We start from the raw sequence: 19,365 nt of genomic DNA, 5'->3' as shown, positions 1-19,365 counted from the left end.
GGCCCGCGCGCGGTTTCGAAGTCGCTGGCGCACAGCTATAAGTTGTTGTTTCGACAATCTCGTTCGGCGGGAAGCCAGGAGACAGCCATGTGCGACAAATGCTCTGAAAATCTGCATCAATCGGTTACTCCCTCCCGGCGCTCAATGATGCTTCTTGCCGCCTCGGCGCTCGGGGCGGCGGCGTTTGGCGGGACCGCGTGGGCCAAGGAGGCGAAGGCGCCCCCCAAACCCCAGAACGTGCTGTCGCCCGATGCGGCGCTCAAGCGGCTGATGGAGGGCAATTCGCGCTACGTGTCGGGTGTGTCGCGCCGCCACGATTTCAAGCATGAGCGCGAGGCTCTGGTCAGCGGCCAGAATCCCTACGCGGCGGTCTTGAGCTGCGCCGATTCGCGCATCGCGCCCGAATATGCCTTCGACAGCGGACGCGGCGATCTGTTCGTGTGCCGCGTCGCCGGAAACTTTGCCGGCGACGAGACGGTCGCGAGCATGGAATACACCGTTGCCGTGCTCGGCACGCCCCTCATCCTGGTGCTCGGCCATGACAATTGCGGCGCGGTCGATGCGACCATCAAGTCGCTGAAGGACGACAAGCCGCTGCCGGGACACATCCCCACACTGGTCTCCGCGATCGCACCTTCAGTGAAGACGGCGGCCAAGCAGAGCGGGAACGCGCTCGACAACGCCATTCGCCAGAACGTCATCGACAACGTTGCCAAGCTGAAATCGGCCGCCCCGCTTCTCAACGCAGCGGTCGAACAGGGCAAGCTCAAGGTGGTCGGCGGCATCTACCGGCTGAGCACGGGGACCGTCGAGTTGATCGCCCAGGGCTAAAGCCCGGCGTTTGGAGCATCGGGCGTCGTGCAGCAGCGCCGGCGCCCGGTCCGCGCCAGCACGATGCCGCGACGGGCGGCGCGGTCCTCGGCGGCCTGGTCGGGCTTGCAGCCGTTTCCATCGCGACGGCAGGAGATGCGAATCCCGGGCCGGCCGAACTCGTTGCGCTGGACGAGGCGACGCGCGAACGAAGCTCGCCGAGCTGCAAGCTGTGGAGTAAGGTGAGGCTGACTTGAGGCTGACCTGAAGCTGACGCCAGCAACGGCGTGGCCACGCCACTGCCTCAATCCGAGCTTTTCGTTCAACCGCCGTTCAGCCGGCTGCGCGCCACATGCGTGGTGGCACCTCAACTACAGTAGCGGGCAAGCAAGCCATGCGTGGGACGTTCCGAGTCTTCATTTGCCTTCTCCTGCCGATCGTGGCCCTTGCCGCCGGTACGCCGGGAGCAGCAAACGCGCAGCAGCAGGAGAAGCGCATCGCGCTCGTCGTTGGCAACGGCGCCTATGCCAAGTCGCCGCTGGCAACGACTGCGAACGACGCCGGCCTGATCGCGCAGACGCTGCAGGCGGCCGGCTTCGACGTCGTCGGTGCCCGCGATCTCGACGGCGACACGCTGCGCAAGAGCTTTCGCGACTTCATCCAGAAGGCCCAGGCCTCGGGACCGGGTACGGTCGCGATGATCTATCTCGGCGGCTACGGCGTGCAGCTTGCCGGGGAGAACTATTTCATCCCGGTCGATTCCAACATCACCCGCGACACCGACGTTCCGACCGAGGCGTTGCGGATCAGTGATTATGTGCGCCAGCTCGCCTCGATCCCGCTCAAGGCCAACATCGTCGTGCTCGACGCGGCCCGCGCGCAGCCCTTCATCGAGGGCGGCCAGCCGATCGCGAGTGGTCTGGCGCTGGTCGAGCCCGAGCCGAACATGCTGATCGCGTTCAACGCCGCGCCCGGCACGGTCGCGCCGGAGGAGCCGGGGCCTTACGGCATCTACGCCCAGTCGCTGGCCGAGATGATCCGGACCGGCGGCCTGCCGCTGCCTGAGGTGTTCGACCGCGTTCGCCTGCGCGTCAACGAGGCCTCCAAGGGCGCGCAGGTGCCCTGGAACGAGCAGAAGATACCGGCGCCATTCTCGTTCTTCGAGCGCGGGCCCGACGCGCCGCCCCCGGAGGCCGCGCCCGACCAGGTCGCCGCGATCCGGAGCAAGCCGATCCGCGACCTTGGCGTGCGGGATGCCTATGCCGCCGCGCTCGAGCGCGACACGCTGCCGGCCTATGAGGAGTTTCTCGCCGCCTATCCCGGTGACCCCTTGTCGAAGCGCGTGATGGCGATCGTCGCGGCGCGCCGCGAAGCGATCACCTGGCGACGCACCTACCGGAACGACACGCCGGAAGCCTATTGGTCGTATCTGCGCCGCTATCCGCGCGGGCCGCATGCGGCGGACGCGCGCCGGCGCCTCGCGATCCTCACCGCGCCGGCCGAGCCGCCGCCCAGCTTTGCGATGATCGACTACGACGTGCCGCCACCGCCGCCGGAGGAGGTGGTCTATGTCGACCGTCCGGTGCTGTATTTCAGCGATCCCGATTTCGGCTTCGCGCCGCCACCGCCGCCACCGGTCTATTATCTGCCGCCGCCGCCGCCGGATTTCGTCGTGCTGCCGCCGCCGCTGCCCGTGGTCGGCCTGTTCGTGCTGCCGCAGCCGGTGTTCGTGCCGATCCCGGTGTTCGTCAGGCCGCCGGTCTATGTCGCGCCGCCGCCGAACAACATCATCTACCAGAACATCCATAATACGACGGTGATCAACACCGTGATCAACCGCCCGCCGGCACCAGCACCCGCTGCGGGAGCAGGGGCAGGACCGGGGCCCGGACCGGGCAATCTGGCGCCCGCGATTGCGGGGCGCGCCAACCCGGCCGGGCCCGCCGTTCCGCAGGCGGTCGTGCAGCGCGCCGCGCTGATCCAGCAGGGCAAGGCGCCGATGCCGCCGAGCGCGACGATCCAGCCGACGGCAAAGCCCGCTACACTTCCCGGGACGATCCAGCCGATGGCGAAGCCCGGTGCCCCCCCGGTAACGCCGGCGGCTGTCGCGCCGACCGCGCCGACTGCAGCGCCGCCGGTCGCACCCCAGACCAAGCTGCCGCAGGCCAATACCTTGCCGGTTCCCGGTGCCCATGGCGGGCCGCCGGCGGCGGGGGCAGGGACCCTGCCGGGCGGCAAGCCCGCGCCTGGTGCTGCCGCTCCGACCGCAACCGCTCCGCCGACCGCGCCGCCCCATCCGGGGGCGCCGGTGACCGCAACGCCCGGTGCGCCGCCGCCGGCGCATCCCACAGCGCCGACGGCTGCCGCGCCGGCGACCGCTGCGCCCGCCGTGACCAACCCGACTGCTGTGCCCGGCCAGCCCCCCAGGCCGCCGGTGGCACAGACGCCGCCCGGCACCGGGCCTGCGGATCGCGCCAAGTCTGCGACCCGTGAGCCTGCTGGCTCGCCGCCCGCCGCTGCAGGCGCGCCGGCGACGCCTCCGGCCGCGGCCGGAAGGCCGATCGTGCCGCCGCCTTTAGCGGCGCGTGAGCCGATCAGGCCACAGCATCTGCCATCGGCGGCCCCGCCGCAGGCGGCCAGGCCGGCTGCGCCGCCGCCGCAGGCCGTAGCGCGGCCCACGCCACCACCCCCGCCGCGGGTGTCGGCACCGCCGCCGAGGATGGCCGCACCTCCGCCGCCACGCCCGGCGCCTCCGGTTGCGGTCGCGCGGCCGGCTCCTCCGCCCATGGCGCGTCCCGCTCCACCGCCGCCGGTGGCTCGACCGGCACCCCCGCCGCCGCCGCGTATGGCCGTTGCGCCACCACCCCCGCCGCGTCCGGCCGCGCCTCCGCCGCGTCCCGCACCCCCGCCGCCGGCGGCCAAGAAGTGCCCGCCGAACCAGCCCAGGTGCTAATCAAGTGCTAGTCGGGGCGCTAGGGAGCGGCCCGGCCTTCAGGGAAAGGGCCTCTCGCGGGCGAAATCCGCCCCCGAAAGGCCCTTATTTCCTTGCTTCTGGCCGAAATGGCGCTATACAGCGCCGCATCTCACACGGAAGCATGGCTCACAAGGCCGTCCGGTGGCAGCCGGGGCGAGGACGCTCCGTTTTGCTCACACGCTTCCGGAGGAACCAACCGGAGAATTAGAACGATGGCACTACCCGATTTCACTATGCGTCAGCTGCTCGAAGCCGGCGTGCACTTTGGTCACCAGTCTCACCGCTGGAATCCGAAAATGGCGCCGTTCATTTTCGGCGCTCGCAACAACATTCACATCGTCGACCTCGCGCAGACCGTGCCGATGCTGCACAACGCCTTGCAGGCGGTCAGCGACACCGTCGCCAAGGGCGGCCGCATCCTGTTCGTCGGCACCAAGCGCCAGGCGCAGGACGGCGTCGCGGACGCTGCCAAGCGCTGCGCGCAGTATTTCGTCAATTCGCGCTGGCTCGGCGGCACGCTGACCAATTGGAAGACGATCTCGGCCTCGATCAAGCGCCTGCGTCACCTCGACGACGTGCTGTCGGGCGGCGATGCCAGCTCCTACACCAAGAAGGAGCGCCTGACGCTTCAGCGCGAGCGCGACAAGCTCGACCGCTCGCTCGGCGGCATCAAGGACATGGGCGGTCTGCCCGACCTGATCTTCGTGATCGACACCAACAAGGAAGACATCGCGATCCAGGAAGCCCAGCGGCTCAACATCCCGGTCGCCGCGATCGTCGACACCAATTCGGACCCGAAGGGCATCACCTATGTGGTGCCGGGCAATGACGACGCCGGCCGTGCGATCGCGCTCTATTGCGACCTGATCGCGCGTGCCGCGATCGACGGCATCTCCCGCGCTCAGGGCGATTCGGGCATCGACGTCGGCGCCTCGGCCCGTCCGCTCGCTGAAGAGCTGCCGGCGGCTTCGTCGAGCGGCTTCCAGGGCCTCGCAGGTCCGCGCGGCACCGCCGACGACCTCAAGAAGCTCCCGGGCGTGTCGGGTGCGATCGAGAAGAAGTTCAACGACCTCGGCATCTTCCACTTCTGGCAGCTCGCCGAGCTCGATCACGACACCGCGCACACGATCGGCGAAGAAGTCGGTCTGCCGAGCCGTGCGGACGCCTGGGTGGCCAAGGCCAAGGCGCTGACCGCGGAAGCGGAATAGTCAAGAGAGCGATGGGTTGGCCGGACAAGATCCGGCCACCATTTCAGTTGACGCGAATCCCTGAGATGGACCGCGGCGGGGCGCTTCGATGCCACGCCGCGGCGAACCAGCAGGCACAAAGGATTTTCAACGATGGCAACGATCACAGCTGCGATGGTCAAGGACCTGCGCGAGTCGACCGGCGCGGGCATGATGGACTGCAAGGCCGCGCTGACCGAAAACGACGGTAACATGGAAGCGGCGCAGGATTGGCTGCGCAAGAAGGGCCTGTCCAAGGCCGCCAAGAAGTCGGGCCGCGTCGCGGCCGAGGGCCTGATCGGCGCCCTGACCAAGGGCACCAAGGGTGTCGTGGTCGAGGTCAACTCCGAGACCGACTTCGTCGCGCGCAATGGCCAGTTCCAGGGCCTCGTCAAGATGGTCGCCCAGGTCGCATTCGACGCCGGCTCCGATGTCGAGAAGATCAAGGCCGCCAAGGTCGGCGACGTCACGGTCGAAGCCGCCATCAATGACGCGATCGCCACCATCGGCGAGAACATGACGCTGCGCCGCGCAGCTTCGCTCGAAGTGAGCCAGGGCGTGGTGTCGAACTACGTCCACGGCGCGGTCGTCGAGGGCGCCGGCAAGATGGGCGTGATCGTGGCGCTGGAATCGCCCGGCAAGGCCGACGAGCTCGCAACGCTCGGCCGCCAGATCGCGATGCACATTGCCGCCGCGAATCCGCTGGCGCTCGATCCGTCCGGCCTCGATCCGGCGGTCGTCAAGCGCGAGAAGGACGTGCTCGCCGACAAATATCGCCAGCAGGGCAAGCCGGAGAACGTGATCGAGAAGATCGTCGAGTCCGGCCTCAAGACCTACTACAAGGAAGTCTGCCTGCTCGAGCAGGCCTTCATCCACGACACCGGCAAGTCGGTGGCGCAGGCGTTGAAGGAGGCCGAAGGCAAGGTCGGCGGAGCCCTGAAGATCGCCGGCTTTGTGCGCTATGCTCTCGGTGAGGGAATCGAGAAGCAGGAAAGCGACTTCGCGGCCGAGGTCGCTGCGGCCAGCGGCAAGAAGTAAGCGCCGGAACACCTCCTTCCGGCGTGCCGCCGGAAGCGGCGCTCGGACAAGGAAAGTGCTCATGTCTGATCCGGTCTATCGTCGCGTCGTGATCAAGCTGTCCGGCGAATATCTCGCGGGACAGCAAGGCTTTGGCATCGATCAGCCGACCGTCGACCGGGTTGCGGACGATCTGATCGCGGCTCGCAAGCTCGGCACCGAGGTTGCGGTCGTGATCGGCGGTGGCAACATCGTGCGCGGCGTCGAGGTCTCCGCCCGCGGTGTGTCGCGCCCGACCGGCGACACCATGGGCATGCTCGCCACCATGATGAACTGCCTCGCGCTGGAAGCGGCGATCGAGCGCAAGGGCACGCCGGCGCGCACGCTGTCGGCCTTCGTCATGCCCGAGATTTCCGAGCTGTTCACCCGCGCTGCGGCGCACAAATATCTCGCCGAGGGCCGGATCGTGCTGCTTGGCGGCGGGACCGGAAATCCGTTCTTCACCACCGATACGACCGCGGTGCTGCGCGCCGCCGAGATCGGCGCCCAGGCGGTTCTGAAGGCCACCAATGTTGACGGCGTCTACTCGGCCGATCCGAAGAAGGATCCGGCCGCCACGCGGTTTGACCGGCTGACCCATTCGCAGGCGATCGAGGGCGGCTATAAGGTGATGGATGCGACCGCCTTCGCGCTTGCTCGCGAGACGTCTCTGCCTATCATCGTATTCTCGATCGCGGAGCCGGGTTCGATCGGCGCGATTCTGCGTGGCGTCGGCCACGGAACCATTGTCGCCGGCTGACCGCTCATCTGTCGCGCGCCTTTAGGGAAGGTCGCGAGAGCGGTCGCCGGGATCTTGAAGGAGAAACGTGATGTCCACGGGTACTTTCGACCTCAACGAAGTGAAGCGCCGCATGCAGGGCGCCGTCCAGTCCCTCAAGCACGAGCTCGGCGGCCTGCGGACGGGGCGCGCCTCCGCCTCGATGCTCGATCCGGTGCAGGTCGACGCCTATGGCAGCCACATGCCGCTCAATCAGCTCGCCACCGTCAGCGTGCCGGAGCCGCGCCTGATCTCGGTGCAGGTCTGGGACAAGTCGATGGTCAAGGCGGTGGAGAAGGCGATCGTCGATTCCAACCTCGGCCTGTCGCCCGCGACCGAAGGCCAGGTGCTGCGCCTGCGCATCCCCGAGCTGAACGAGGAACGGCGCAAGGAACTGGTGAAGGTCGCACATAAATATGCGGAAGCCGCCAAGGTCGCCGCGCGCCACGTCCGCCGCGATGGCCTCGACGTCCTCAAGAAGCTCGAGAAGAACCACGAGATGTCCGAGGACGACCAGAAGCGCCACGCCGACGAGGTGCAAAAGGCGACCGACGGCACGATCTCCGAAATTGACCAGTTGCTGGCCGCCAAGGAAAAAGAAATCCTCACCGTCTGAAGCGCGATGAATTGTCATCGCGCTTCAGGTTATTGTAAGCGCATGATCTTTCCGGAAAACCGCTTCGCACTTTTCCGGATCATGCTTTAAGGCCACCTTCAATGTCCAACGCCGCCGCGCCCGCAACGGAAGGACCCGATCGGTCCGAGGCGCCCGCGCATGTCGCCATCATCATGGATGGCAACGGGCGTTGGGCGGCCGCGCGCGGTCTGCCGCGTGCGGAAGGGCATCGCCGCGGCGTCGAGGCCTTGCGTCGCGTCGTGCGTGCCTCGCACGAGCTCGGCATCCGCTACCTCACCATCTTCTCCTTCAGCTCGGAGAACTGGTCGCGGCCGGCGAGCGAGATCGGCGATCTCTTCGGTCTGCTGCGCCGCTTCATCCGCAACGATCTCGCCAGCCTGCATCGGGACGGCGTCAAGGTCCGCATCATCGGCGAGCGGGACGGCCTCGAGGGCGACATCTGCGCGCTGCTCAATGAGGCCGAGGAGCTGACGCGCGACAACACGCGCCTGACGCTCGTCGTCGCCTTCAATTACGGCTCGCGGCAGGAGATCGCGAAGGCGGCGCAGAAGCTGGCGCGCGAGGTCGCGGAAGGTAAGCGCGATCCTGCCACGATCGACGCCGAGACACTGGGCGCGCATCTCGATACGCCCGACATTCCCGATCCCGATCTCATCATCCGCACCAGCGGCGAGCAGCGCCTGTCCAACTTCCTGATGTGGCAGGCCGCCTATAGCGAGCTCGTGTTCGTGCCGATCCACTGGCCCGATTTCGACAAGGCGGCGCTGGAAAGCGCGATCGCCGAATTCGCCAGGCGCGAGCGCCGTTTCGGCGGCCTGGTCGCGAAAACCGCCTCGTGAGCGAACAAGACGCCGCACCGGCGGGCGCCAAGCCTGCCCCGAGCAATCTGGTGATGCGGGTCCTCGCAGCGCTGGTGCTGGCGCCGCTGACCATCGCGGTCGCTTATGCCGGCGGTTGGTTGTGGGCGCTGCTCGTCACCCTGGTGTCGATCGGGCTGTTCGCGGAATGGCTGACGGTTGTCGGCGCGGGCTCGGCGGCGCTGACCGGGGCAGGGACGATCGTCATCGCGATGATGGGGGCCGCCGTCGCTTTTGGCGGGCTGAAGACGTCCGTCGTCGTCGGCCTCGTCGGCGGCGCGATCGTGACGCTGATCGCGCGCGGCAAGTTCATCTGGGCGGCGACCGGATTTGCTTATGCAGCGGCGGCGCTGCTGGCCTCGATCCTGGTACGAAAGGATCTCGTCAACGGCTTCTCCGCGCTGATGTTCGTGCTGCTGGTGGTGTGGGCGACCGACATCGGCGGTTATTTTGCCGGTCGAAGCATCGGCGGGCCGAAGCTCTGGCCGCGCGTCAGCCCGAAAAAGACCTGGTCCGGGGCGCTGGGCGGCTTCGTCGCAAGCCTTCTGGTTGCGGTGGGCTTTGCGGCTTGCGGGTTCGGAAAGATGGGACCATTGCTGCTGGTCAGCGCCATCCTTTCGGTGGTGTCGGCATTGGGCGATCTGTTCGAATCCGCGGTGAAGCGGCGCTTCGGTGTCAAGGATTCCAGTCACTTAATTCCCGGCCATGGCGGGCTTATGGACCGCTTGGACGGTTTTGTCGCCGCCATCCTGGCGGCATGGATTATCGGCTTTCTCCGCCATGGTGTGCATAGCGCCGGAAGCGGTCTTATGGTTTGGTGAGGATATGAGCGCGGTCCCATTGCGTAATAACAAGGCTGCGGCGTCCAGCGTCCGCAGCGTCACGGTTCTCGGCGCCACCGGCTCGATCGGCGACAGCACGATGGATCTGCTGCGCGCCTCGCCCGAGCGCTACCGCGTCGAGGCGCTGACGGCGAACGGCAATGTCGCGGCACTGGCAAAGCTCGCGAAGGAATTCTCCGCGCGTTACGTCGCGATCGCCGACAACTCCAAGCTCGCCGAGCTCAAGGCCGCGCTCGCCGGGACCAGCACCGAATGCGGCGCCGGCGAAAGCGCGGTGATCGAGGCCGGCGCGCGTCCGGCCGATTGGGTGATGGCAGCCGTGAGCGGCGCTGCCGGATTGAAGCCGGCGCTGGCGGCGGTCGATCGCGGCGCGCATGTCGCGCTCGCCAACAAGGAATGTCTGGTCTGCGCCGGTGATTTCTTCATGCAGCGCGCCGCCAAGGCCGGCGCCTGCATCCTGCCGGCCGATTCCGAGCACAATGCGCTGTTTCAGGCCTTGGCGTCCGGGAATCGCGATGAACTGGTCCGCGTCATCATCACGGCGTCGGGCGGCCCGTTCCGCACCTGGAAGCCGGCCGACATCGAGCAGGCGACGCTCGAGCAGGCTCTGAAGCACCCGAACTGGAGCATGGGCCAGAAGATCACGATCGATTCGGCGTCGATGATGAACAAGGGGCTCGAGGTAATCGAGGCGTCCTATTTGTTCGCGCTGTCGCCTGACGAGATCGACGTCCTGGTGCATCCGCAGTCGATCATCCACGGCATGGTCGAGTTCTCCGACCGTTCGGTGATGGCCCAGCTCGGCGCGCCCGACATGCGCACGCCGATTGCGCATTGCCTCGGCTGGCCCGACCGCATCAAGGGGCCGGCGGCCAAGCTGGACCTCGCCAAGATCGGCCAGCTGACCTTCGAGGCACCGGACTTCGAGCGTTTCCCCGGATTACGGCTGGCTTTCGATTCGCTCCGGACCGGGAAGGGGGCGACCACCGTCTACAACGCGGCCAATGAGGTCGCGGTCGCCGCGTTCATCGCCGGCAAGATCCGGTTCGGCGCGATTGCCCGGCTGGTGGAGGCAACATTGGACGACTGGATCCGCAGCGGGAACCAGGCGCCCCTGACGTCCGCCGATGATGCAATCTCTGTTGACCATGTCGCTCGAAATAGAGCTGCCGCCCTATTGCCTCAAATTGCCTTAAAGGCATCCTAGATGGTTCGGGGCCAGGGCCTTGCGGCGCTGGATGAGGGAATTCGATGGTCGACTTTTTTGTCCATAGTTTCAATACGTTGAGCCATGGGCTCCTCGGCTACGCGGTTCCCTTCCTGTTTGTCCTGACGATCGTCGTGTTCTTCCACGAACTCGGCCATTTCCTGGTCGCGCGCTGGGCGGGCGTTCGCGTGTTGACCTTCTCGCTCGGTTTCGGACCTGAGCTGGTCGGTTTCAATGACCGCCACGGCACCCGCTGGAAGATCTCGGCCATCCCGCTCGGCGGCTACGTCAAGTTCTTCGGCGACGAGAGTGAGGCCTCGACTCCCTCGGCCCAGACGCTCGCGGCCATGACGACCGAGGAACGCGCCGGCAGCTTCCACCACAAGAAGGTCGGCCCGCGCGCGGCCATCGTCGCGGCCGGACCCATCGCCAATTTCATCCTGGGCGCGCTGATTTTCGCGGGCATGGCGCTGTATTACGGCAAGCCGAGCACGATCGCGCGCGTCGATGGCGTCGTTGCCGATGGCGCCGCGGCTGCGGCCGGCTTCAAGATCGGGGACGTCGTCGTCCAGATCGACGGCAAGCCGATCGAGAGCTTTGCCGACATGCAGCGAATCGTTGCGATGAATGCGGGTTCGGCGCTTGCCTTCCAGGTGAAGCGGGACGGAGCCATCGTCTCGCTGACCGCAACGCCGGCCCTGCTCGAGCGCAAGGATCCGTTCGGCAACAGCCACCGTCTCGGCGTGCTCGGGGTCGAGCATAAATCTCAGGCCGGCGAGGCATCGACCGCCCCGGTGGGCATCGGCGAGGCGCTCAAGATCGGGGTCGAGCAGGTCTGGTTCATCATCACCAGCACCTTCAAGTTCCTGGGCTCGCTGTTCGTCGGAAACGGCAATCCGAACGAGGTCAGCGGCGTTCTGGGCATCGCGAAGATGTCCGGGCAGGCGGCCAGCGCCGGGTTCCAGTTCGTGATCAATTTGTGCGCGGTGCTGTCGGTGTCGATTGGCCTGCTGAACCTGTTCCCGATCCCACTGCTCGATGGCGGCCACCTGATGTTCTATGCGGCGGAAGTCGTCCGCGGCCGACCCCTGTCCGAGCGGACTCAGGAGATGGGGTTCCGAATCGGGCTCGGTTTGGTGCTGATGTTGATGGTGTTTGCGACCTATAACGACATCCTGCGGATGGCGGCATCTTGATGGAGGCTTTTTTGTGGCGTTGCTGATGAGCAACGTCTTGGAATGAAATTGAAATTACGGCGCTTTCGGCCGTTTGCGGCGTCGGTGAAATTGGCTACAAGCGGCCTGAACTTGGGGAATCTTCCAGACCGGCGTTGGGGTTGGGTCTGGCTCGGAATGATAAGGGCGCGTTGCGCGATGAAGTTTGGACTGCGACTCCGGGGGGGCTTGCTCGCAACCCTGATCATGTTCGGCGCGCCGGTGATTGCCCCGGTCGGGGCTGTTTTCGTGTCTTCGTCTGCGCTCGCTCAGACCGTGCAGTCGATTTCCGTCGAAGGAAATCGCCGGGTCGAGGTGGAGACGATCCGCTCCTACTTCAAGCCGGGTCCGGGCGGGCGCCTGGATCAAGGCGCCATCGACGACGGCCTCAAGGCCTTGATCGAGACCGGCCTGTTCCAGGACGTGAGAATCAACCGCGGCGGCGGCGGCCAGATCGTCGTCTCCGTGGTGGAAAACCCGGTGATCGGCCGGATCGCCTTCGAGGGCAACAAGAAGATCAAGGACGAGCAGCTCACCACTGAAGTCCAGTCCAAGGCGCGCGGCACCTTCTCCCGCGCCATGGTGCAGTCCGACACGCTGCGAATCGCTGAAATCTATCGCCGCTCCGGCCGCTACGACGTGCGCGTCACGCCCGAGGTCATCGAGCAGCCGAACAACCGCGTCGACCTCATCTTCACGATCGAGGAGGGCGCCAAGACCGGCGTCAAGTCGATCGAGTTCGTCGGCAATGTCGCATTCTCGTCCTACCGCCTCAGGGACGTCATCAAGACCCGCGAATCGAACCTGCTGAGCTTCCTGGCCAGCGGTGACATCTATGATCCCGACCGCGTCGAAGCCGACCGCGACCTGATCCGCCGCTTCTATCTCAAGAACGGCTTCGCCGACGTCCAGGTGGTGGCCGCGCTCACCGAATACGATCCGGAGAAGAAGGGCTTCAACGTCACCTTCAAGATCGAGGAAGGATCGCAGTACCGCGTCGGCGCGCTCGACTTCCGCTCCAGCATTCCGAACTTCGATCCCTCGTCGATGCGCGCCTATTCGCGCGTCAATGTCGGCTCGCTCTACAACGTCGAATCGGTCGAGAAGTCGGTCGAGGAGATGCAGATCGAGGCCTCGCGCCGCGGCTACGCCTTCGCCGTGGTCCGGCCCGGCGGCGACCGCAATTTCGAGGCGCACACCGTCTCCGTCGTGTTCAACATCGACGAAGGTCCGCGCACCTATATCGAGCGCATCAACCTGCGCGGCAACACGCGTACCCGCGATTACGTGATCCGCCGCGAGTTCGACATCTCGGAGGGCGACGCCTACAACCGCGCCCTGGTCGACCGTGCCGAGCGGCGCCTGAAGAACCTCGACTACTTCAAGAGCGTGAAGATCACGACGGAGCCCGGCTCGTCGAGCGATCGCGTCGTCCTGATCGTCGACATGGAAGAGAAATCGACCGGCGACTTCTCGATCTCGGGCGGTTACTCCACCACCGACGGCGCGCTGGCCGAAGTCTCGATCTCCGAGCGCAACCTGCTTGGCCGCGGTCTGTTCGCCAAGGCGTCGGTGACCTATGGCCAATATGCACGCGGCTACTCGCTGTCGTTCGTCGAGCCGTATCTGCTCGACTACCGCGTCGCGCTCGGCCTCGACCTCTATCAGCGCCAGCAGCTGTCCAACAGCTACATCTCCTACGGCACCAAGACGCTCGGCTTCTCGCCGCGCCTCGGCTTCTCCTTGCGTGAAGATCTGGCGCTGCAGCTGCGCTACTCGGTCTATCAGCAGGAAATTTCGCTGCCGTACTATCTGGCGAACTGTAACAACAATCTCGGCACCTCGGCGTTCAACCCGAGCCCGGCCTTCGTCAATGCCAATGGCGGCGTTCCGGATCTGACCTCGACCAACGGTCTCGGCTGCTACAGCGACGGCGAAGCTTCGCTGCCGGTGCGCAAGGAGCTCGCCAACGGCAAGACTTTGACCTCGGCGCTCGGCTACACGCTGACCTACAACACGCTGGACAACAACAAGAACCCGTCCGACGGTCTGCTCGTCGACTTCCGTCAGGATTTCGCCGGCGTCGGCGGCGACGTCTCCTACCTGAAGTCGGTCATCGATGCGAAGTACTACACTCCGCTGGTCTCTGACATCGTCGGCCTGGTCCGCTTGCAGAGCGGCATGCTGAACAAGATCGGCAGCGATCTGCGCATGCTGGACCACTTCCAGATGGGCTCGAACCTCGTCCGCGGCTTCGCCCCGAATGGCATCGGCCCGCGCGATTTGAACCCCTTCGGTACGCAGGACGCGCTCGGTGGCACCAAGTACTGGGGTGCTTCGCTCGAACTGCAGATGCCGTTCTGGTTCCTGCCGAAGGAAGTGGGTCTGAAGGGCGCGGTCTATGCCGATGCCGGCGGCCTGTATGACTACAAGGGACCGACGACGTGGTCGGTGACCAACGAAATGACGACGCCGGGTAATTCGGGCTGTATCCCGTCGACCATCAATCCGCCGACCGCGGGAACCTGTACCGGCCTCGTCTATGACGACAGCAAGGTGATCCGCTCGTCGGTTGGTGTCGGTCTGATCTGGCAGTCACCGTTCGGTCCGCTGCGCTTCGACTACGCCGTGCCGCTCAGCAAGGGCAAGTACGATCGCACGCAGGAGTTCCGGTTCGGCGGCGGCACCACGTTCTAATTCGATCAGCACGGCACGATCCGGATCACTGAAACTGGTTTCCGAAAGGGATCGTGCCGATCCAAGAGATGGAGCATGATGCGGCTCGACCGCTTCATGCCGAAGCCGGACCGCGACGGGGTGGAATGGCGCAGCCGACCTTCTTCACAAAGCCGCCTGCCTCAACGTTGGCTGACATTGCCACGCTGACCAAGGCGCAGCTGGTCGATCCCGCCAGGGGCGGCCACATCATCACGGGCCTCGCTTCGCTTGACGAAGCGGGCCCGATGCATCTGGCGTTCTTCGACAACCTCAAATACGCCGACGAGCTCAAGGCGACCAAGGCCGGCGCTTGCCTGGTGAGCCCGCGCTTCGAGCCCCAGGTGCCCGCGCACGTGGCCGTGCTACGGGTGGCGCAGCCGTTCCGGGCCTTTGTCAGGATCGCGCGGGAATGGCACGGCGAAGCGCTGAGGCCCCAATCCTGGGTCGGCAATGACGGCATCGCGCCGTCGGCGATCATCGATCCTTCGGCCCGGCTCGAGGACGGCGTGATCGTCGATCCCTTGGCCGTGATCGGCCCGGATGTGGAGATCGGCAGCGGCACGGTGGTCGGCGTCGGGGCGGTGATCGGGCCTGGCGTCAAGATCGGCCGGGACTGCAATGTCGGCGCGCGCACCGCGATCCAGTGCGCCCTGATCGGCAACAACGTGCTGATCCATCCCGCCTGCTCGATCGGCCAGGACGGCTACGGCTTCATTTTCTTCGGCCCCGAGGGCCATCTGAAAGTGCCCCAGACCGGGCGGGTGCTGATTCAGAACGACGTCGAAGTCGGCGCCGGCACCACGATCGACCGCGGCAGCTTGCGCGACACCGTGATCGGCGAAGGCACGAAAATCGACAATCAGGTCCAGATCGGTCACAATGTCACGATCGGCCGGCATTGCCTGCTGGCCGCCCAGATCGGGCTCGCCGGCAGCCTGTCCATTGGCGACAACGTGGCACTTGGAGCGAAGGTTGGTATCAACAACCACCTCAAGATCGGGGACGGGGCCCAGGTGACCGCGATGAGCGGCGTCAAGGACGACATCCCGCCGGGCGGACGCTGGGGTGGCTTTTTCGCCAAGCCGACCAAACAATGGTTCAAGGAGATCATCGCGGTGGAGCGCTTGGTACGCGACAGCAGGGCTGATCCGAAGGATGAGGGACGGGAATGACGGAGGAATCACCTGTTAAGTTCGAGCTGGTGGACATCAATGCCATCCTCCAGACGCTGCCGCACCGCTTTCCGATGCTGCTGATCGACCGCGTGATCAACATCCGGGCCGACTACAGCGGCATCGGCATCAAGAACGTCACCTTCAACGAGCCGGCCTTCCAGGGGCATTTCCCGGAGCGCCCGGTCTATCCCGGCGTCATGATGATCGAGGCGATGGCGCAGACCGCAGGCGTGATCGGCATCAAGTCGGTCGAAGGCACCGAGAAGCCGCGGGCGGTCTATTTCCTCACCATCGACAAGTGCAAATTCCGCAAGCCCGTGCTGCCGGGCGATACCATCGAGTATCACATGCGCTCGGTCGGCCGCCGCAAGGCCATGTGGTGGTTTCACGGCGATGCCAAGGTCAACGGGCAGGTAGTTGCGGAAGCCGACGTCGGCGCCATGCTGACGGACTGAGCGGCACGCGTGTCGCGATGGGCGGGTTCTTCACGCGCCGCAATCGTAGCGGCCGCCGGGGGCCTCGCGCTTAATGTTTTGGTTGAAGAACTGGCCCATGGACGGCGCGCCCAGGAGACGGTCGGCCGTCTCGGCCGCGACGCCGCAATAGCGCGCATAGCTGCCGCCAGTCGCGACGACGAGGTCGCGCTGCGCGCGGTCGTAACAGACCCGCTGAAGCACCGTGCTGCGGCTGATGTCGCGGCATTCGAATGTCGCGAGGTCGATAGGGTGGCGTTCGCCGGTCTCGACCGTCTCGGACACGATCGGTGCGGCCGCGAGCTGTGCGAGCAGAAGTGCCAGGGCCCTGACCATGAAAGCTGAAGCTCCGCATGAAGTTGCTGAGGAGCCGGGACGACCGCCTCATCCGGTACTTGAAACAGGCCGAGATGATACGTCACTGGACAGATCGGGCATAGTCGCGCTAACCACCGGAAAACTGAGCGACTTCAAGGCATAACCAGAGCTTCCTAACGAGTAAGATTGCTTGATGAGCAAGATTGATCCCACCGCACGGGTCGCGGACGGCGCCGTGATCGGCGAGGGCACCGAGATCGGGCCGTATTGCATCATCGGCCCGAATGTCGTGATCGGAGCGAACTGCAAGCTGGTCGGACATGTGCACATCACCGCGCAGACGACCATCGGCGACAATTGCACCATCTATCCTTTTGCCTCGCTGGGCACGCCACCGCAGTCGCTCAGCTACCGGGGCGAGCTGACAAAGCTCCAGATCGGATCGAGCTGCACCATCCGGGAATCCGTGACGATGAACGCCGGCACGGTCGCCGGCGGTGGCATCACCACGGTCGGCGATCGCGGCTACTTCATGAATTGCAGCCACGTCGGCCATGACTGCCATGTCGGCAACGACGTGATCTTCGCGACCTCGGCGACGCTCGGCGGTCACGCCGAGATCGGCGATTTCGTCTTCATCGGTGGTCTGTCCGCGGTCCACCAGTTTACCCGCATCGGGCCGCAGGTCATGGTTGGCGGTGTGTGCGGTGTGCGCGACGACATCATCCCGTTCGGGCTGGTCAACGGCCAATATGCGGCGCTGGAAGGCCTCAACCTGATCGGCATGAAGCGGCGCAAGTTCACCAAGCAGCGACTGGCGACGGTACGCGGGTTCTACCAAAAGCTCTTCCATGGGCCAGGCACATTCGCCGAGCGGTTAGAGGCGTCCAGGCCGCTTGCGGGCGAAGATCCGGCGATCGCCGAAATCCTCGACTTCATCGGCAAGGGCAAGCGTCCGCTCTGTCTTCCCGCCATTGCGAAGTGATTTCGGGATGGCCGCGGACATGACATCGGCGGCGTCGGACATCTCCTCGCCGGTCGGCATCGTCGCTGGCGGCGGTGCGATGCCGTTTGCGGTCGCCGACTCGCTTGCCGCCCGCGGCATCACGCCGGTGCTGTTTCCGCTGCGCGGGGCCTGCGATCCCGCGCGGGTGGAGAAATTCCGCCATCGCTGGATCTCTGTCGGCCAGCTCGGCCGCGCAATGCGGCTGTTCCGCGAGGAGGGCTGCCGCGACCTGATCTTCATAGGCACCTTGGTGCGGCCCTCGCTCTCCGAGATCCGGTTCGACGTCAAGACGATGCGGCTGCTCGGCAACGTCATCCGCGCCTTTCGCGGCGGCGACGATCATCTCTTGTCCGGCGTCGGCCGCATCCTCGAGCAGGATGGCTTTCGCATGGTCGGCATCAAGGACCTCGCGCCCGATCTCCTGATGCCCGAGGGCTGCATCAGTCGCGCCTGGCCCAGCGACACCAGCAAGATCGACATCGCGCGCGGCCGCGCGGTGCTGACCGCGCTCGGCCCGTTCGACATCGGCCAGGCTGCGGTGGTGATCGACGGCCATGTGGTGGCGGTCGAGGACATCGAGGGCACCGACGCGCTGCTCGCGCGCGTCGCGCGGCTGCGCGAGGAGGGACGCATTCGCGCGGCCGCCGGCCGCGGCGTTCTGGTGAAGGCGCCGAAGAGCGGCCAGGATCTGCGCTTCGACCTGCCGACGATCGGCCCGCGGACCATCGAGGGCGTCGCGGCGGCCGGCCTTGCGGGCCTCGCCGTCATCGCCGGCAACACCATCGCCGCCGAGCCACAGGCGATGATCGGCCTCGCGGACGCCAAATATCTCTTCGTCATGGGTCTGCCGGCGTGATGCAGTCGCGCGATTCCAAGCGCAAGATCTTCCTGATCGCCACGGAGGAATCCGGCGACCGGCTCGGCAGTGCCTTGATGAAGGTGCTGCGCCAGCGCCTCGGCGACGGCGTGGAGTTCGTCGGTGTCGGCGGCCGTACCATGGCGCGCGAAGGGCTGGAATCGCTGTTTCCGATCGAGGAGCTGTCGATCGTCGGCTTCGCCGCGGTGGTGCAGCAATTGCCGAAAATCCTGCGGCTGATCCGCGAGACGGGCGACGCCGTGGCCGAGGCCGCGCCTGATACGCTCGTCATCATCGACAGCCCCGATTTCACCCATCGCGTCGCCCGCCGCGTGCGCGCGAAGAATCCGGCGATCCCGGTCGTCGACTACGTCTCGCCGCAGCTCTGGGCGTGGCGGCCGGGGCGGGCGCGGACCATGCTCGGTTATGTCGACCACGTGCTCGGTCTCCTGCCGTTCGAGCCGGAGGAATATCGCAAGCTCGGCGGACCGCCATGCAGCTATGTCGGCCATCCCCTCATCGAGCAATTGCCCTCGCTGCGGCCGAACGCGGAGGAGCAGGCGCGCCGCAACAGTGAGCCGCCGGTGCTGCTGGTACTGCCCGGCAGCCGCCGCAGCGAGGTCAGGCACCATCTCGATGTCTTCGGCGGGGTGCTCGGCCGCTTGCAGGCGGAAGGCCACGCCTTCGAACTGATACTGCCGACCATGCCGCATCTCGAGGCCACCATCCGCGAGGGCATCGCGAGCTGGCCGGTCAAGCCAAGGGTCGTGACCGGCGAGAACGAGAAGCGCGCCGTGTTCCGCATCGCGCGTGCGGCGCTGGCCAAATCCGGTACGGTGACGCTGGAGCTCGCACTGTCGGGTATTCCAATGGTGACGGCCTATCGCGTCGGTGCGATCGAGGCCTTCATCCTGCGCCGCGCGATCCGCGTCTCCTCGGTGATCCTTGCCAATCTCGTGATCGGCAACGATGTCATTCCGGAGTACCTGCAGGAGGACTGCACGCCGGAGAAACTGGCGCCGGCACTCGCCGAGGTGCTGACGGATTCGCCGCTGCGGCGGCAGCAGGTCGAGGCCTTTGCCCGGCTCGACCAGATCATGTCGACCGGCAACAAATCGCCAAGCGTGCTCGCCGCCGACATCGTGCTCGAGACGATGCGCAAGGGACGGCGGTAACGGAGGTCTCGTGGGGTGGGCAAAGGCGCGTCGCGCCGTGCCC

The 19,365-nt window shown here is 66.0% G+C and carries 17 protein-coding genes; 16 read left to right on the top strand and 1 reads right to left on the bottom strand.

Annotated elements, in window-relative coordinates; translation table 11 throughout:
* The first annotated feature begins 87 nt into the window (after nt 1-87).
* The 13 genes from RAD04_RS15555 to fabZ all read left to right on the top strand — a co-directional run bounded on the left by RAD04_RS15555 (nt 88) and on the right by fabZ (nt 15,949).
* Nucleotides 88-831, top strand: coding sequence for a carbonic anhydrase (locus RAD04_RS15555; protein WP_461624470.1), 744 nt, complete (start codon nt 88-90; stop codon nt 829-831).
* A 373-nt stretch (nt 832-1,204) separates the two neighbouring features.
* Nucleotides 1,205-3,763: a caspase family protein gene (locus RAD04_RS15550; RefSeq protein WP_461624469.1), complete on the top strand. Its 2,559-nt coding sequence runs from the start codon at nt 1,205-1,207 to the stop codon at nt 3,761-3,763.
* Between the two features lie 233 nt (nt 3,764-3,996).
* Nucleotides 3,997-4,992, top strand: coding sequence for a 30S ribosomal protein S2 (locus tag RAD04_RS15545; protein ID WP_018320203.1), 996 nt, complete (start codon nt 3,997-3,999; stop codon nt 4,990-4,992).
* Nucleotides 4,993-5,124: 132 nt separating this feature from the next.
* Nucleotides 5,125-6,048, top strand: a complete 924-nt coding sequence (tsf, locus tag RAD04_RS15540) for a translation elongation factor Ts (protein ID WP_028141513.1) — start codon at nt 5,125-5,127, stop codon at nt 6,046-6,048.
* Nucleotides 6,049-6,109: 61 nt separating this feature from the next.
* On the top strand, nt 6,110-6,826 hold the full coding sequence (gene pyrH, locus RAD04_RS15535; RefSeq protein ID WP_461624468.1) for a UMP kinase: 717 nt from the start codon (nt 6,110-6,112) through the stop codon (nt 6,824-6,826).
* A 70-nt stretch (nt 6,827-6,896) separates the two neighbouring features.
* Nucleotides 6,897-7,460 carry a ribosome recycling factor gene (gene frr, locus RAD04_RS15530; protein WP_091965781.1) on the top strand — a complete coding sequence of 188 codons (564 nt, stop codon included), beginning with the start codon at nt 6,897-6,899 and terminating at the stop codon, nt 7,458-7,460.
* Between the two features lie 101 nt (nt 7,461-7,561).
* A complete protein-coding gene (locus tag RAD04_RS15525; RefSeq protein WP_461624467.1) occupies nt 7,562-8,320 on the top strand; it encodes an isoprenyl transferase in 759 nt (252 codons plus the stop codon).
* Nucleotides 8,317-9,159 carry a phosphatidate cytidylyltransferase gene (locus RAD04_RS15520; protein ID WP_461624466.1) on the top strand — a complete coding sequence of 281 codons (843 nt, stop codon included), beginning with the start codon at nt 8,317-8,319 and terminating at the stop codon, nt 9,157-9,159. The genes RAD04_RS15525 and RAD04_RS15520 overlap by 4 nt, the downstream gene beginning before the upstream one ends.
* Before the next feature lie 4 nt (nt 9,160-9,163).
* The gene (gene dxr, locus RAD04_RS15515; protein WP_461624465.1) at nt 9,164-10,387 is read left to right on the top strand and encodes a 1-deoxy-D-xylulose-5-phosphate reductoisomerase; all 1,224 of its coding nucleotides are present in this window, start codon (nt 9,164-9,166) and stop codon (nt 10,385-10,387) included.
* Nucleotides 10,388-10,431: 44 nt separating this feature from the next.
* Complete coding sequence (gene rseP, locus RAD04_RS15510; protein WP_461624464.1) at nt 10,432-11,583, top strand: RIP metalloprotease RseP; 1,152 nt, start codon at nt 10,432-10,434, stop codon at nt 11,581-11,583.
* A gap of 177 nt (nt 11,584-11,760) precedes the next feature.
* Nucleotides 11,761-14,298: an outer membrane protein assembly factor BamA gene (bamA, locus tag RAD04_RS15505; RefSeq protein WP_461624463.1), complete on the top strand. Its 2,538-nt coding sequence runs from the start codon at nt 11,761-11,763 to the stop codon at nt 14,296-14,298.
* 125 nt (nt 14,299-14,423) lie between these two features.
* Entirely contained in the window at nt 14,424-15,491 is a 1,068-nt protein-coding gene (lpxD, locus tag RAD04_RS15500) for a UDP-3-O-(3-hydroxymyristoyl)glucosamine N-acyltransferase (RefSeq protein ID WP_461624462.1), read from the top strand.
* Nucleotides 15,488-15,949, top strand: a complete 462-nt coding sequence (gene fabZ / locus RAD04_RS15495) for a 3-hydroxyacyl-ACP dehydratase FabZ (protein ID WP_091965774.1) — start codon at nt 15,488-15,490, stop codon at nt 15,947-15,949. The genes lpxD and fabZ overlap by 4 nt, the downstream gene beginning before the upstream one ends.
* A 30-nt stretch (nt 15,950-15,979) precedes the next feature.
* On the opposite strand, the gene RAD04_RS15490 is transcribed toward fabZ, so the two are convergent.
* Nucleotides 15,980-16,303, bottom strand: coding sequence for a KTSC domain-containing protein (locus RAD04_RS15490; protein WP_461624461.1), 324 nt, complete (start codon nt 16,301-16,303; stop codon nt 15,980-15,982).
* 175 nt (nt 16,304-16,478) lie between these two features.
* Between RAD04_RS15490 and lpxA the strand changes: the two genes are divergently transcribed.
* From lpxA to lpxB, 3 genes are read left to right on the top strand one after another with little or no spacing between them, the layout of a single operon-like run.
* A complete protein-coding gene (gene lpxA / locus RAD04_RS15485; protein ID WP_461624460.1) occupies nt 16,479-17,270 on the top strand; it encodes an acyl-ACP--UDP-N-acetylglucosamine O-acyltransferase in 792 nt (263 codons plus the stop codon).
* A 19-nt stretch (nt 17,271-17,289) separates the two neighbouring features.
* Nucleotides 17,290-18,147 carry an LpxI family protein gene (locus RAD04_RS15480; protein ID WP_461624459.1) on the top strand — a complete coding sequence of 286 codons (858 nt, stop codon included), beginning with the start codon at nt 17,290-17,292 and terminating at the stop codon, nt 18,145-18,147.
* A complete protein-coding gene (gene lpxB / locus RAD04_RS15475; RefSeq protein ID WP_461624458.1) occupies nt 18,144-19,322 on the top strand; it encodes a lipid-A-disaccharide synthase in 1,179 nt (392 codons plus the stop codon). The genes RAD04_RS15480 and lpxB overlap by 4 nt, the downstream gene beginning before the upstream one ends.
* Nucleotides 19,323-19,365: the final 43 nt, after the last annotated feature.

The organism is Bradyrhizobium sp. 25ACV (genome assembly GCF_054863005.1).
Note: the sequence above shows the minus strand (reverse complement) of the source record. Positions and strands in the feature narration are given on the sequence as shown.

Coding starts and splice junctions, on each gene's coding strand:
- RAD04_RS15555 (WP_461624470.1), top strand. CDS start 88: ATGTGCGACAAATGCTCTGAAAATCTGCATCAATCGGTTACTCCCTCC.
- RAD04_RS15550 (WP_461624469.1), top strand. CDS start 1,205: ATGCGTGGGACGTTCCGAGTCTTCATTTGCCTTCTCCTGCCGATCGTG.
- RAD04_RS15545 (WP_018320203.1), top strand. CDS start 3,997: ATGGCACTACCCGATTTCACTATGCGTCAGCTGCTCGAAGCCGGCGTG.
- tsf (WP_028141513.1), top strand. CDS start 5,125: ATGGCAACGATCACAGCTGCGATGGTCAAGGACCTGCGCGAGTCGACC.
- pyrH (WP_461624468.1), top strand. CDS start 6,110: ATGTCTGATCCGGTCTATCGTCGCGTCGTGATCAAGCTGTCCGGCGAA.
- frr (WP_091965781.1), top strand. CDS start 6,897: ATGTCCACGGGTACTTTCGACCTCAACGAAGTGAAGCGCCGCATGCAG.
- RAD04_RS15525 (WP_461624467.1), top strand. CDS start 7,562: ATGTCCAACGCCGCCGCGCCCGCAACGGAAGGACCCGATCGGTCCGAG.
- dxr (WP_461624465.1), top strand. CDS start 9,164: ATGAGCGCGGTCCCATTGCGTAATAACAAGGCTGCGGCGTCCAGCGTC.
- rseP (WP_461624464.1), top strand. CDS start 10,432: ATGGTCGACTTTTTTGTCCATAGTTTCAATACGTTGAGCCATGGGCTC.
- bamA (WP_461624463.1), top strand. CDS start 11,761: ATGAAGTTTGGACTGCGACTCCGGGGGGGCTTGCTCGCAACCCTGATC.
- lpxD (WP_461624462.1), top strand. CDS start 14,424: ATGGCGCAGCCGACCTTCTTCACAAAGCCGCCTGCCTCAACGTTGGCT.
- fabZ (WP_091965774.1), top strand. CDS start 15,488: ATGACGGAGGAATCACCTGTTAAGTTCGAGCTGGTGGACATCAATGCC.
- RAD04_RS15490 (WP_461624461.1), bottom strand. CDS start 16,303: ATGGTCAGGGCCCTGGCACTTCTGCTCGCACAGCTCGCGGCCGCACCG.
- lpxA (WP_461624460.1), top strand. CDS start 16,479: ATGAGCAAGATTGATCCCACCGCACGGGTCGCGGACGGCGCCGTGATC.
- RAD04_RS15480 (WP_461624459.1), top strand. CDS start 17,290: ATGACATCGGCGGCGTCGGACATCTCCTCGCCGGTCGGCATCGTCGCT.